The organism is Streptomyces racemochromogenes (assembly GCF_044129415.1).
Lineage (GTDB): Bacteria > Actinomycetota > Actinomycetes > Streptomycetales > Streptomycetaceae > Streptomyces > Streptomyces racemochromogenes_A.
The window spans coordinates 75865-90031 of the sequence record NZ_JBBDHD010000009.1 but is presented as its reverse complement, the minus strand read 5'-3'; the positions used below and the strand labels follow the sequence as shown (position 1 = coordinate 90031).

9 protein-coding genes are annotated in these 14167 nt (G+C 73.6%); 4 read left to right on the top strand and 5 right to left on the bottom strand.

What is annotated here, in order from left to right; genetic code table 11:
* Positions 1–8: 8 nt before the first annotated feature.
* The gene (locus WDV06_RS05770) at positions 9–1085 is read right to left on the bottom strand and encodes a cation diffusion facilitator family transporter (RefSeq protein WP_395508538.1); all 1077 of its coding nucleotides are present in this window, start codon (positions 1083–1085) and stop codon (positions 9–11) included.
* 315 nt (positions 1086–1400) lie between these two features.
* On the opposite strand from WDV06_RS05770, the gene WDV06_RS05765 reads away from it, so the two are divergent.
* A complete protein-coding gene (locus WDV06_RS05765; protein WP_395508537.1) occupies positions 1401–2069 on the top strand; it encodes a VanZ family protein in 669 nt (222 codons plus the stop codon).
* 265 nt (positions 2070–2334) lie between these two features.
* Positions 2335–2865, top strand: coding sequence for a SixA phosphatase family protein (locus WDV06_RS05760; protein ID WP_395508536.1), 531 nt, complete (start codon positions 2335–2337; stop codon positions 2863–2865).
* Positions 2866–2975: 110 nt separating this feature from the next.
* On the opposite strand, the gene WDV06_RS05755 is transcribed toward WDV06_RS05760, so the two are convergent.
* Complete coding sequence (locus tag WDV06_RS05755) at positions 2976–6032, bottom strand: patatin-like phospholipase family protein (RefSeq protein ID WP_395508535.1); 3057 nt, start codon at positions 6030–6032, stop codon at positions 2976–2978.
* 288 nt (positions 6033–6320) lie between these two features.
* Between WDV06_RS05755 and WDV06_RS05750 the strand changes: the two genes are divergently transcribed.
* Both WDV06_RS05750 and WDV06_RS05745 read left to right on the top strand, forming a co-directional pair.
* Positions 6321–9185: a peroxidase family protein gene (locus tag WDV06_RS05750; protein WP_395508534.1), complete on the top strand. Its 2865-nt coding sequence runs from the start codon at positions 6321–6323 to the stop codon at positions 9183–9185.
* 136 nt (positions 9186–9321) lie between these two features.
* The gene (locus WDV06_RS05745; RefSeq protein WP_395508533.1) at positions 9322–9510 is read left to right on the top strand and encodes a DUF6381 family protein; all 189 of its coding nucleotides are present in this window, start codon (positions 9322–9324) and stop codon (positions 9508–9510) included.
* A gap of 78 nt (positions 9511–9588) precedes the next feature.
* Here the strand turns inward: WDV06_RS05745 and bla are convergent, their stop codons facing one another.
* From bla to rph, 3 genes are all read right to left on the bottom strand, one after another.
* Entirely contained in the window at positions 9589–10512 is a 924-nt protein-coding gene (gene bla, locus WDV06_RS05740) for a class A beta-lactamase (protein ID WP_395508532.1), read from the bottom strand.
* Positions 10513–10584: 72 nt separating this feature from the next.
* A complete protein-coding gene (locus WDV06_RS05735; RefSeq protein ID WP_395508531.1) occupies positions 10585–11340 on the bottom strand; it encodes a restriction endonuclease in 756 nt (251 codons plus the stop codon).
* Between the two features lie 112 nt (positions 11341–11452).
* On the bottom strand, positions 11453–14020 hold the full coding sequence (gene rph, locus WDV06_RS05730) for a rifamycin-inactivating phosphotransferase (protein ID WP_395508530.1): 2568 nt from the start codon (positions 14018–14020) through the stop codon (positions 11453–11455).
* Positions 14021–14167 lie beyond the last annotated feature (147 nt).

The window sequence follows — 14167 nt, the reverse complement described above, 5'->3', positions numbered from 1 at the left end:
GGAACTCTTTACGTTTCGGGTGCCCGTTCTCCCAGCCGGACGGCGGCATCGGCGGACCGGTGGGCTGCCGCGGCGTCCGTGACGTCCAGGAAGACCTGGTCCAGCTCGGGCCAGCGCCGCTTCAGCTCGGTGCGCACGCGGACCATCGCGTCCTCGACGGTCTCGCTGTCGTACCCGGCCGTCAGATCGATGCCGGCGGCGAGCAGCACCGCGTCGGAACCCAGGCGCATGGTCAGCAGGGCCGTCACCGAGTCGATCTCGGACTGCCCGTCGAGGAAGGCGCGGACCTCGTCCCGCAGGCGCGGGTCGGCGGCCTCTCCGATCAGGTGGGCCCGGGCGCCCTTGCCGAGCACGTACGCCACGTACACGAGCAGGACGCCGATGAGGATGGAGGCGCAGGCCTCGTACGCCACCTGCCCGGTCGCCAGGTGGAGAGCCATCCCCGCCATCGCCAGGAGTACACCCACACAGGCCGTGCCGTCCTCGGCGAGCACGGTCCGCAGGGCCGGATCGCGGCCTGCCCGCACCTCCTCGGCCATCCCGTGGCCGGCGTCCCGTGCGGCCCGCCGTACCTGGAGGACGGCGCGCAGCAGTGAGCCGCCTTCGGCGAGGAGGGCGACGAACAGGACCGTCAGGCCGATGACGTACCCCTCGTGCGTTTCCCCGCCGCCACCGCGGAAGGCCTCCACCCCCTGGAACACCGAAAAGCACCCGCCCGTGACGAAGATCCCGACCGCGGCGAGCAGGGACCAGAAGAACCGCTCCTTGCCGTAGCCGAAGGGGTGCCGCTCGTCGGCCGGACGCCTGCTGCGGCGGACCGAGGCCAGGAGGAACACCTCGTTGAGGCTGTCGGCCACCGAGTGGGCGGCCTCCGAGAGCAGGGCCGGCGATCCGGCGATCACCCCTCCGACGGCTTTGGCCCCGCAGATCACGAGGTTCGCGGCGAGGGCCACCCACACCGTGACCCGTGTCTCGCCGTCCCGTCCGGCGTGCGCGTCCGGGGGCGCCGCCGGGCGCCGCGGGTCGCGGACACGGGCGTCCGGGGGGCCGGCCACAGCCGTACGACGGTACGAACGTTGCGCCATGATCCGCTCCTTCGCCCCGACCGCGGGCGCTCGGCCGCCTCCGCGCGTCCCTCTCGCCGGTGCTCGCTGGGCCCCGGTTCAAACCTCCGGTACCGCGGCCGGTGGTCGCCGCGTTCCGGTGGCACCGCGCCCGGGACGGCGGCGGGCGTGGCGGGATCGCGGACGGCAGACACCGGCGGCCGCCGCTACCGCAACGGATGCCCCGTCAGTTCGCGGCCGTACGGACGCGGTTGTGTCCGCGCGGGGTGCGTCGGCCCCCTGCGGCGGGGTACACGCGCCTGCACGGTACGAAGCCGGTCACGGAGGGAGCGGTCGATGGACGTGCGCGGAAAACCCGCCGCGGTGCGCTGGACCAAGTGGAAGCGGTGGACGGAGGGGGCGGGGGCGGAGCGGACCCGCACGGCGGAGACGGCGGAGACGGTGGCGGGGGCGGCGGGGGCGCGGGAGCCCGCCCCCGCCGTACGGCCTCCCGCCCGCCCCGTGCCGCGCGCACTGGCGATGCTGGCCGCCTTCGCCGGAACGGTGCTGTTCAGCCTGGTCCTGGCCCACCTCACCCTGGAGCCCTCGGCGGCCTCGGCCGGGCTGGTGCACAGCAACACCCGCCCGGGCGCCTCCATCGGCCCGTACCTCGACCGCGCACCCCTCAGGGAGGCCGCCGAGCAGCTCGGCGGGAACGTCCTGCTCGGCGTTCCCTTCGGGGTGCTGCTCCCGGTCCTCCTCCCGCAGGCCCGCGGGCTGCTGAGGGTGGCGGCGGTGACGGCCGTGGTGATGACGCTCGTCGAACTGATCCAGGGCGCCCTGGTCACCGGGCGCGCCTTCGACGTGGACGACGTCATCCTCAACACCGCCGGAGCACTGCTCGGCTACCTCCTCCTCGGCCGCCGGATGGGCCGGGCCGTCCACCCGCGCCGCCGCCACTGGTGGCACCGCCTGACCCGCCGCGGCGGCCGCGTCGGCGGGTCGCCGGCACCGCCGGCCGGATAGGGCCCACCGGGTTCGAAGCCCGCCGGCGCCACCCGATCGGCCCCACGGGCGGTGCGTACTCTCGGGTGGCTCCTTGAACGGGCCGGGCCCGCGAGGTCGGATCTATCCTGGAGACGGCGGCCGGATGTGCGAGCGGCCTCTCGGCCGCCGGGCCCGGGCACGCGCGCGCACCCCTCTCCGTAACACAGCGCCCGCGTGCCGGCTCAGCACCCCGGCGACCAGGCGGCCGTCCCCCGGAGTCGGCGCAGGCGGGAGGATTCGGACCGTGCCGGAACAGAGCGCAGGCGAGCGCCGGATGGTGCTGGTCAGGCATGCCAAGGCGGTGCCCAAGCACGTCACGGAGGACTTCGACCGCGCGCTCTCCGACCGCGGCTCCCACGACGCGCCCCTGGCGGGTGAGTGGCTGGAACGGTCCGGCTTCGCCGTCGACCTGGCCCTGTGTTCCCCTGCCCGACGGACCCGCCAGACCTGGCAGCTCATGCTGCCCCGGCTGAGCCAGCCGCCGCCGACCCTCTACCAGGACCGCCTGTACGAGGGCGATGCGGACGATCTGCTTTCCGCCGTGGGGGAGGTGGCGGCCGAGGTGACCGGCCTGGCGCTGGTGGGCCACAACCCGGCGGTCCACGACCTCGCCAAGAGCCTCTGCGGCGGCGGCCCGGAAGAGCTCGTGGAGCATCTGCGGACCGCTTTCCCCAAGTCCGCCGTCGCCGTGCTGGCCCTGGACGGCGGCTGGGGCGATGTCGCGCCGGGCACGGCGCGCCTGGCCGCCTTCTGGACGCCGGGCGACGACGACTGACGGCTCAGGCGACGAGCAGGCGCAGCCCGAGCTCGGCCGCTCCGAGCGCGACGAGGTCGCAGACGGGCGGCGGGGAGCAGGGACCAGGCCGAGGCGGGGACCTTCCCCACTCAAGCCCCGAGGCCGGGTTCCGGGGTGTCGGGGGCGAGCTCACGGGCTGTGGCGCCGAGGTGGTGGCCGAGCGCGCGGTAGGCGTCGAACTGGGCGTGGTCGAACCACTGGTCGAAGGTGGCCTGGCGGGGGAAGGCCGGCTCGCGCAGGGCGTAGCTCAGCAGTTCCTCCGGCATGTCGGGGGTCAGGGTGGCCTTCATGAAGATGATCGTTCCCGTCGTGGTCTTCGGGGTGCCCGGCGAGAACTCGACCTCCTCCGGGTACTCGATCGTGCCGCGCACCACGCACGCCGCGGAGAAGCGGGCGTTCAGGGCGGCCATCGGTGTCTCGGGCGAGAGCGGTTTCCCGCTGCCGGGCACCAGGTCCAGCAGGTTCCGGCCCTGTTCCCTGTTGAACGTGATCTTCACGCCGAGGTCCTCGTAGGCGAGCGTCACCGCCTGTGCGAGGGTCGTGGCCAGGGGCGGGGTGTCCCCGGAGGCGTCGACGACGTAGACGGTCCGGCAGCGGAGCCGCAGCATCTCGACCAGGCCGAGGTTGTCGAAGTGTCCGCCGTCGGTGCACAGCAGCAGGGGTGTGGTGTCCGAGAACCAGCCCACCAGTTCCTGGAGCTGGTACCGCAGCCGTCGTACGCGCGGCAGCCGCGGCATGATCCGGTCGGGCCCGTACTTCGCCAGCTCCGCGATGTAGAGGGGATTCGGAATCCAGGCGCCCAGCCGTACGTTGGTCAGCGCGAGCAGCCGCTCCATGAACATCGTCTGGGATCCCATCGCCGAGGCGAAGGCGGCTCCCGACACGGCGACGGCGGACTGCACGGTCAGGTCGCGCCCGATCAGCTCCGGGACGGTCTTCTGCAGGGTGTCGGTGCGGACCCAGCCGATGTCGGGGCCGCCGCAGTAGTCGGAGGCGAAGGTGAAGGGCACGGCCGGGCGCCCGGGTGCGGTCCGGTTGCGCAGTGAGACCGCCGCCGACGCGGCGAAGACGACCTGGGGGAAACCGGCCACCCGCTCCGCGTAGGGGGACAGCGGGGTCGGCTCGTGGTTGTAGTCGTACGGCAGGGCGCCCACCGAGCCGCCCTTCAGCACCGCGCGGCGGACGGCGAAGGCCCCGGCCAGCCGCTGGCGGTAGAAGGGGTGCAGGCTGAAGGTGGTCTGGTCGATCACGAGCGACAGCACGATCAGGGCGATCGGGATCCCCGCCTGCCACCAGATGCTCCACGTGCCCGCGTAGACGGCCGTCCAGGTCATGAGGGCGAGGTAGAAGAACGCGACCAGGAACAGCACCAGCCAGCACACCACGGCCTTCACCCAGCCGCCGCCGACCTGGACGACGAGGGACGGTCCGCCCTTGCGGAAGAGGCCGGTCCGTGCGCCGTCGGGCGTCAGCTGCTTCACCGTCCTGTGCACGACGGTGAACCAGGTCCCGAGCGCCGCCGCCGCCCCGGTGAGCGCGGCGAGCAGGGACAGCCCCCTGCCGTCCCCGTACACCACGCCCTGCTCGTGAGCCAGCCAGGCGAAGAACCAGATCACCGCCGGGAGGACGATGGACAGCACGGCGACCACCAGGGCCGTCGCCACGATCGCCTTGACGATGCTGCGCAGCCAGGCGGGACGGGACGCCTTGGTCCAGGCTCCGGCGAAGGCGAAGGCCACGGACACCAGGCCGGCCAGGCCGAACAGGGCGAGGACGGGCTGCCAGGCGTTCGGGTACAGGTGGAAGGGCGGCAGGTACGTCTCCGGCGGCCCGGGACACACCGGGAGCGCCGGGTTCCGGCAGGTCGGCACGAACACCTTCGGCCGCGGGACGAAGCGGTGGAGGTCGGTCAGCGGGAGCCGCGAGTAGAACGCGTTCAGGAACTGGCCCGCCACGGTGAAGACCAGGGCCAGCATGCCGAAGGAGACGGCCATCCCCCGCAGCACCGTCCCCGCGGCGTGCAGCCTCTCCTTGGGGGCGTCGGCCAGGTATTTCGCGTGCCGGCGGATGTGGTCCTCCTCGGGGCTGCCCGGCGCGAAGGCGTCCGCGGGCTGTGCGAGACCGGGCCGCCGCACCGAGGGCATGCCCGTCGCGTCCACGAACCGTGCGTCCGTCAGGGCGAGTTGGAAGGCACCGGCGGTGTACCCGCCGCCGGAGACCGAGACCAGGTAGTCCGCCCGGACGAGTTCGGCGCGCAGCGCCTGCAGAGCCCCGAGGGTGACCGACGCCGACCGGATGCCGCCGCCGGACACGCAGAAGCCGAGCTCCCCCGGTTTCCGGGTGGGCGGCTGGTACCGCCGATCGCGCCAGCGGGCCGACGCGGTGTCCTGCGGGCTCGCGGTCAGGCGTGGTCTCGCCGGGTCGGGAGCGGTCCACTCGGACAGGGGTTCCCAGTCGTGGGGCGCGGCGGGCGGGAGGATCACGTCCGGCAGGCCGGTCCGGTCCGCCGCGGGCTGATCGGCGAACTCCACGACGGGGCGGCGGCGGTCCTCGGTCGTGCTCCGCACCAGGGAGGGGGCCGCCACGCGGCGGGCGCAGAGGGTGGCCACGATCAGGAGGGCCGCTGCCACCAGCGGGATGACGAGCGCCCATTTCAGCTGGGCGAAGTGGCTCGCCCACTGGAGATCCCGTTCCGGATCAGGACCGGTCGGGCCGGCCTTCATGCGGTCCAGGGCCTTCCAGAGGAAGACGTTCTCCATGCAGTCCGCCGCCACCGCCACGGGGGTGAGGAAGAGGGCCCGCAGGGCCCACAGCCGCGTGGCCTTCCGGTAGAGCAGCAGACGGCCGAGTCCGAACGCCCCGGCGAGGGCCGCCGCGTACCCGGGGACGAACCAGCACCAGTCCAGTACGAGCCCTTCCCGGAAGAGCTCCGGTCCGCCTCCGGCCCTCACGATGGCGCGGGCCGCCTCGGCGGTCCCGGGGAACTGCAGCAGCAGCTCCCCGTCCCCCGGGGGCCTGTCCCCGAACGGCGGTGCCGCCATGTACCAGAGCACCATCGAGAGACCGGCGGCGAGCCCGAACAGGCACAGCCCGACCGCCCAGCCCGGCACTTCCCGCAATTTCAACTGCGCCTGAGCATTCGGCATGCACGAAGAGTAATGATCCGGATGCGCCCGGTGCCGCCACCAGCGGCGGTCAGGGGGGAACAGGACCCGCTCGGCCCCTCCCGGGAGGAGGCGCGGCGGGCGGGATCGGACGCCACCCGTCTGCGCCGTTCCGCGCGACGCCGCCGCACCGCTGCGTCAGGGTTGCCGTGGGTAACGGAGGTGCCCGCAGGCCCGGTCCCCGGCCTCGGGCAGCCGCGCGGCGCCACCCCCGGCACGGCCACCGGTTTCACGTTCGGCCGACGGGTGCGCCTTGGCGAAGAGGCACACATGGACGAGATCGGCCGGTACGAACGGTACGTGGGCGGGCACCCGGACGTGGAACGGCTCCATTTCGAACGGCTCGCCCGTGACCTCATGCGGGTCCAGCTCACGTCCCGGAAACGCAGTGGCGCCGCCGACATCGCGCGGACGTTCCACGCCAAGGGGATCCTCGGCGTGGAGAACGCGCGCCTGCGGTTCGGCGACGACCTGCCGCCGGACCTGCGGACCGGGTTCGCGCGCCCCGGCGCCGAGTATCCCGCCACCGTACGGCTCTCGAACGCGAGCGGCACCCGCCGGCCGGACCACGCCCCCGATCTGCGCGGGGCGGCAGTGCGCGTCGCGGCAGGGCCGGACGAGGCACACGACCTGCTCATGGCGAGCCATCCGGTCTCGCACGCACGCGACGCGCGCGAGTTCGTCGCCTTCGCCAAGGCGACGGCGGGCGCCGACTCCGCACCGCGCGAGGCCTTCGCGCTGTTCGTCACGCTGCCGCTCGCGGTCGGATGGTCCACCGCCGCGCGCATGCGCCGCACCGTGCGTGCCGGTACGCGCCGCACCGTGCGCAGCCTGGCCCTGGAGACGTACTGGAGCCCCGGGGCCATCCTGTGGGGCAGCGCGGGGCCGGTCCGGTACCAGCTGCGCCCGGCCGGGGACGCCCCGCCGGCCCCGGACCCCTCCCCCGGCGACCCCGACCACCTGCACCACGAACTCGCCCGGCGGCTGAAGGAGGCGGACGTCGTCTTCGAGCTGTACCTCCAGCGCTACGTCGACGCCCGCCGCACACCCGTCGAGGACGGCACGGCCGAATGGAAGGAGCAGGACACCCCGCCCGTCCGCGTGGCCACGCTCACCGTCCCGCGCCAGGACATCGACTCCTCGGGGGCCCGGGCCGCGGCCGCACGGGTCGAGCAGCTCGCCTTCAACCCGTGGAACAGCACCGGGGCGTTCCGGCCCCTCGGGAACCTCAACCGCGCACGCAAGGCCGCCTACGAGGCCGGCAGCGCCCACCGCCTGGGCCAGCGGTTCCCCCATGTCCAGCCCAGGCGCAACACCGTACTGGGCGTGCCGTTGCGCAGCGCCTTCCGCGGCCTCAACCGGTTCGTCCCCTGGCACCGGCTGCCCGTGCCCCTCGGCCTGCTGAACCTCGTGGCCCTGCGGCAGCAGCTGCGGCGGTCCAACCTGATCGACACCGACCCGCACGAGGCTCCGCCCAGGACCCGGCCCGTGCCGGCGGCCATCGACGAGGACATGCGGGTCGCGCGGAGCTACGACGGCACCTACAACGACCTGTCCGCGCCGCAGATGGGCGCCATCGGGGCCGCCTTCGGCCGCAACCTGCCCCCGGTGTACCGGCCGGACCTGTTCGACGTGCCCAACCCGGTCACGGTCAGCCGGGAACTGCTGCACCGCGACGCCTTCATCCCGGCGCGTTCGCTCAACATCCTGGCCGCCGCCTGGATCCAGTTCCAGGTCCACGACTGGGTCAACCACAAGCGCCACCCGACCGGTACGAAGACCGTCGACGTACCGCTCCCGTCCGGGGTCACCTGGCGGAACACCCCGGGCGGACCTCCGGAGCGGGTGATGCGCTTCGCCGAGAACGAAGGGCTGCACCCGGCCGACGGCGGCGGACCGCCCACGCTCTTCGCCAACGCGGCGTCCCACTGGTGGGACGGCTCGGAGATCTACGGCGGCGACATGCGAACCGGCATGTCACTGCGGGAACCGGACGGTGGCGCCAACCTGCGGCTCGACGACGGTCACCTTCCGGTCGGGCCGAACGGCCTCCCGCTGACGGGGTTCGCGGAGAGCTGGTGGTTCGGGCTCAGCGCCATGCAGACCCTCTTCGCCCGGGAGCACAACGTCGTGTGCGAGGCGTTGCGGCGGGAGTACCCCCGCCTCGGCGAGGAGCGCGTCTACCAGACGGCGCGCCTGGTCGTCTCGGCCCTCATCGCGAAGATCCACACGGTGGAGTGGACTCCCGCGATCCTCGCCACCGAAGTGATCGACATCGGGCTGACGGCCAACTGGCAGGGACCGCCGAACAAATGGCTCGACCGCCTGGGGCTGTGGCTCTTCGAATCGCATGCGCTGACCGGCATTCCCGAGACCCTGCCGGACCACCATGCCGCGCCGTACTCCCTCACCGAGGACTTCGTCACCGTCTACCGCATGCACCCGCTGCTCCCCGACGACTTCGAGATCGTGGACCACCGGCTCGGGCGGCACCTGGACACCCTCGGCTTCGACGACGTCCAGGGCACCGCCACGGAAGCGCTGATGCGCAAGACCGGTCTGGCCGACTCGCTGTACTCGCTCGGCACGGCCCACCCCGGTGCGATCACCCTGCACAACTACCCGCGGGCGCTCCAGGCGTTCGAGCGGGACGGCGAGATCATCGACCTGTCCGTGGTCGACCTGGTGCGGACCCGGCGCCGCGGGGTTCCCCGGTACAACGACTTCCGGGCCGGCCTGCACAAGCCGCGCCTGCGGCGGTTCGAAGAACTGTCCTCCGACCCCGAGACGGTCGCCCGGCTGAAGGAGGTCTACCGCGAGGTCGATCACATCGACACCATGGTGGGGCTCTTCGCCGAGAACCCGCCGCACGGCTTCGGCTTCAGCGACACGGCCTTCCGCATCTTCATCCTGATGGCGACGCGACGCCTTCAGAGCGACCGCTTCCTCACCGTCGACTTCAGGCCGGAGGTGTACACGCCCCTGGGCATGGACTGGATCGCCCGCAACGGCATGACCAGCGTGGTGCTGCGGCACTGCCCCGAACTGGCGGGCTCCCTGCCGCGCGCGGCGAGCGCTTTCGCGCCCTGGCGCGTGGCTCCCGCGAACGGCGCCACGGGCGGCCACTCCGGATGACCACGTGGCGCACGCCCGCCCTCGGCTCCGTCGGCGGCGCCCTCGCGCCCCCGTTCGACCTGTCTCCGGTGGCGGGGACGGCCCGAGCCTGTTTGGCTCGGGGTGCTCACATTCCCCCACCACACGAGGACCGGTCATGAGCGACGACAGCGCGCCGAGCGAGCGAGCCCGCGAGATGCGGGACAAGGCCCAGGAGCTGGAACAGGCGGCGCAGCGGGCGACGGACCCCGCCGAACGGCAGCGGCTGCAGGACAAGGCCCTGCGCATCCGTGAGAAGAGCGAGCAGCTGAACGGGCCCGGCAGCGGGACCATGGACCCCATGTAGACCGGCGGCCGGCCGCGGCGCCGGGCCGGGCCGCCCGGTCCGGCGCCGGGCACGGGCCCGTCCTGCGGCCGCGGGCGCTCAGCCCAGGACGGCCTGGCCCAGCAGGCGGGCGGTGTCGGCGACGAGCTTGCTGTCGTTCGGCCCCTGCGGTGCTTCCGGCCTGGTCGTCTGGACCGCCATCACCACCGGCGTGCCGGCCGGGCTCCAGACCACGCCCACGTCGTTGGCGACGCCGTAGGCGTTGCCGCCACCGGTCTTGTCGGCGAGGGTCCAGCCGGGCAGGCCCTCCTTGAACCGCTGGGTGTTGGTGGTGTTGGCGAGCAGCCAGCCGGTGAGCCGGTCCCGGTCGGTGCGGGGCAGTGCGTCGCCGAGCAGCAGCCGGACGTAGGTCTCGCCGATGGCGCGCGGGCTGGTGGTGTCCTCGGTGCGCCAGGGTTCGGCGGAGTTCAGGGTCGGCTCCCACCGGTCGAGCCGGGTGACGCGGTCGCCGAGGGACCGGGCGAAGCGGGTGATCGCGGTCGGCCCGCCCAGCTCGCGCAGGAGCAGGTTGCCCGCGAGGTTGTCGCTCTGGCTCACCGCGGCCGCGCACAGGGCCTCGACCGTCATCCCGTCGGCCACGTGGTCCTTGGTGACCGGGGCCCACTCGGCCGCCGTGACCTCGTCCTGCGTGTAGTGGATCCGGCGGGCCAGGACCTCCCCGTCACGGTCCAGGTCCCGCAGGACGGCCGCCACGGCCAGCGGCTTGAACACCGAGCAGATCGGGAAGAGTTCCTCCGCGCGGTGGACCACCGTACGGCCGGTGACCAGGTTGCGGGCGTAGACGCCGATGCGGGCGCCGTGCTCGCGTTCCATGTCCTTCAACCGGCGCACGGTGCCCGGGCCGGCGGCCGGCCGGGGGTCGGCGGACGCCCGGCCGGCGGCGCCGAGAGCGAGGGCGGCCAGGCCCCCGGTACCGACGGTCAGGACCGTCCGCCGGGACGGACGGCTCGTCACGTGCTGCACATCGTCTCCTCACCATTGATCATCTCTATGGGAGGAAACACGCGAACCGCCCCAGGACGGTTGCACCCGCCCTCAGGTGCCGGGGGCGCTCCCGCGCTGGGCGGGGGCCGGGGCGCTCGCGCCCGGCTCCCAGGGCGGAGGGGTTTCCTGTTCGGTCCAGGCGGCCAGCGCCTCGCCGTCGACACGGACGATCCCGCAGGTGTCGGCGTATGCGGCGGCGGGCGCGGTGAAGGAGCTGGTCGTCACGAGGACGGCGACGTCGGCCTCGTGGACCGCGAAGCAGGTGCCGCCGAAGCGCTGGAGGTCCTGCGAGCCGACCCGGTGGTCCTGCGCGTAGTGCTTGCACTGGATCACCACGCGCCGGCCGTCCGCCGCCGTCGCGACGACGTCGGCGCCCAGGTCGCCCGCCCCGCCGACCACCTCCACCGCGGTGCAGCCGTCCCGGGCGCACAGGGCCGCCACCGTGTGCTCGAAGCCGTCGGCGTCGGCCCCGGCGTGGTCGATGGCCTCGCCCCCCAGGTCGGGGAGGTCCGCGGGTGAGGGTGCCTCCGCGCTTCCGCCGGGCGGCGGGGTGCGGCGCCGGCGCCGGGCCGGTGCCAGGCTCCACCTCGCCAGGAGCACGCCCAGCAGCAGGAGGGCCAGGGCCACGACCGGGGCCATGGGGAGCCGGATGCCGTCCGCGGACACGGCCTTCAGGAAGGCGGCCACGCCCGCGACGGCGGTCCCGAGCAGCCCCAGCGCGAGCACCGCGTCGCGTCCCGGACCGGGGCGCCGCGCGGGTCCGGCGCCGCGTACGGTCAGCGGCCCCTCGTCCTCGACGGTGGTCATGCGGTCCCCCTCTCCCCCGGCAACACGGCTGTCCCCGAAGCCTGTTGGACCCTCGTATGGCCGGGGGCGGGGATTTCAAACCGGCCGGTCCCCGCGGCGCGCGGGGAGCCGGTCAGTCCAGGAGCTCGACGTACCCGTCGGTTCCGTGGACGCGGATCCGCCGGCCGTCACGGATCAGGCGGGTGGCTCCGGCGACGCCCACGACGGCCGGCAGACCGTACTCCCGGGCGACGACGGCGCCATGGGTCATCAGGCCGCCCACCTCCGTCACCAGGCCCTTGATCCCGACGAACAGGGGCGACCAGCTGGGGTCCGTGAAGACCGTGACCAGGATGTCGCCGGGCTCCAGGTCGGCGTCGGCCATGTGGTGGACGACGCGGGCCCGTCCCTCGACGGTCCCGGCGGAAACGGGCAGGCCGACGAGTGCGCCGGCCGGTGCGTCGTCGCGCCGGTACGATCCGCTGAGGGCCTCACCGTCCGACGTGAGGACGCGGGGCGGTGTGAGCGCCCCGTACGACCGGAACGCCTCCTTGCGCTGCCGGATGAGCCGGTGGTCCACCCGGTGCGAGCGCACGACGTCGCGCAGCTCCTCGAACGTGAGGTGGAAGGCGTCCTCCCGCTCGGCGAGCACGCCGGCCCGCACGAGCCGGTCGGCCTCCGCCACCAGGGCCTGCTTGTAGACGAAGAAGCGGCTGACCATGGCGTACTTCGGGTACTCCCGGTACCCGATGAAGGTTCTGACGCGGTCGATCATCCGTCGGGTCTCGTCGGCCTTACGGTCCCCGTCCGGCAGTGCCCGCAAGCGCGACAGCACCTCCTGCCGCTTCTGACGCGCCGTCCGCAGCCCCTGCTCGAAGCGCCGTCGGGCGGCGCCCGGCCCGGAGTTCCTGACGTGGTCGAGGAGCACGGGCACGAGCGTGGCGGGGTGCTCGCGCCAACGCGGCCGCGTGATGTCGATCTCGCCGACGCAGCGCATGCCGTACCGGCTGAGGTAGGCCTCGATGGCGTCGCGCGCCTCGGGTCCGCCCGGGAGCTCATCGAGCCCGTCGAGGAAGCCGTCGTCCTCGACTCCCTGGAGGAAGGCCACCACCTCCGGCCGGGGGCGGACCACGTCCGCGACGTCGAGCAGCGCCAGTCCCATCTCGGACGTGACGTTGCCGGGGGCGGACAGCGTCAGCGTGTCGGCCGCGTTCTTCTCGCCCAGCCACGCCCGCAGGTGGTCGTTGAGCCACCAGGTGGCCTCCATCCCCGCCATGACGACCTGGAAGCTCAGCGGATCACGGAGGAGCCGCTTGTGCTCCTGGAAGGCGTCCGACAGGAAGTCGAACAGTTCCGGTCCGGTCTTGGTGCGGACGTCCCGCTCCAGGGCGGCGAGGGACCGCCGGCTGCGCTCGATCAGCTCGGTGACGACGGCCGGATCGGTCTCGATCGGGGCGGGCGCCGGGCCGGCCGGCGGCCTGCCGGGAGCCGGATCGAGGGGCTCGGGCAGCGACGGGAGGAAGCCGTCGCGGGCGAGGAGGGTCTCCAGGGCATCCCTGACCAGCGGGTCGCCCCGGCCGACGACGTCCAGGAGGCCGGCGCGGGTCGCGGGCGAGGCCAGGCGCCGGGTGACGTCGACGAACAGCCGGCCGCCTGCCTCGTGCATCGGCGCCATGGCGGTCAGCTGCCACACGGAGAGCCCCAGGGGCTTCATGGGGTCGGTCATCATCTGCTGGTGGCCGACGGAGAGGTAGACGCGCTTCCCGTGCTCGCCGCTCTCTGGGCCGGTCCCGGGCGCGGGGGCGGGGACGGGGAAGAGCGTCGTGATCGGCCGGCTCTGGACGACGTGGAAGTCGCCGTCGGCCAGGCACCATTCGATGTCCTGCGGGCGTCCGAAGTGCGCTTCGATCCGCCGCCCGAGCCGGACGAGCCGCACGGCCTGCGCGTCGGTCAGCGGGGGCCGCTCCTGCCGCCGGGCGAGCGCCCTGGCGACGACTTCGCCGCGGCGCACCGTGAAGACGTCCGGGTTCACCAGCCCGGACACCAGGGCCTCGCCGAGGCCGGAGGCCGCCTCCACGGTGGCGGCCTTCCGGTCGCCCGTGACGGGGTCGGCCGTGAACAGGACCCCGGCCGCCTGAGGGAAGACCATCCGCTGGACGACCACGGCCATGTGGACCGTCCGGTGGTCGATGCCGTTCTTCTGGCGGTACGTCACGGCCCGCTCGGTGAACAGCGAGGCCCAGCACCGGCTGACGTGCCGGATGACGGCCTCCGGCCCGAGGACGTTCAGGTAGGTGTCCTGCTGGCCCGCGAAGGAAGCGGACGGCATGTCCTCCGCCGTCGCGCTGGAGCGGACGGCGTAGGCGGTCCGCTCGCCGAACCGGGCGAGCGCTCCGGTGATCCGCGCCGCGAGGGCGTCCGGGACGGGGACCCCCGCGATGGCCCGGCGGACGTCCCCGCTGAGGGTGCGGACGGCCTCCCGGTCGCCCGGCTCCACGCGTCCGAGCCGGGCGATGCCCTCCTCGATGGCCGGTGCTTCCCGCAGGATCCGCCGGAAGGCATCCGTCGTCACGCAGAAGCCCTCCGGGACGCGGACGCCGTCGATCCGCGCCAGCTCGCCCAGGTGCGCGGCCTTGCCGCCGACGGCGTCGACCTGTGACGCGCCGACCTCTCGGAGATCCACCACGTACCGTCCGGTCATCGCGCTCCCTCCGCCGCGACGGTGGTCCTGCGCTCCGCGGGCCTGAAGGCCCCGCTCGCCCGGTATGTCGACAACAGCAGTACTCGCACGCCTGGTCCCCATTGATCGCGATCCGTGGCTCCGGCCGACGATTCTGCGCCGGGACGG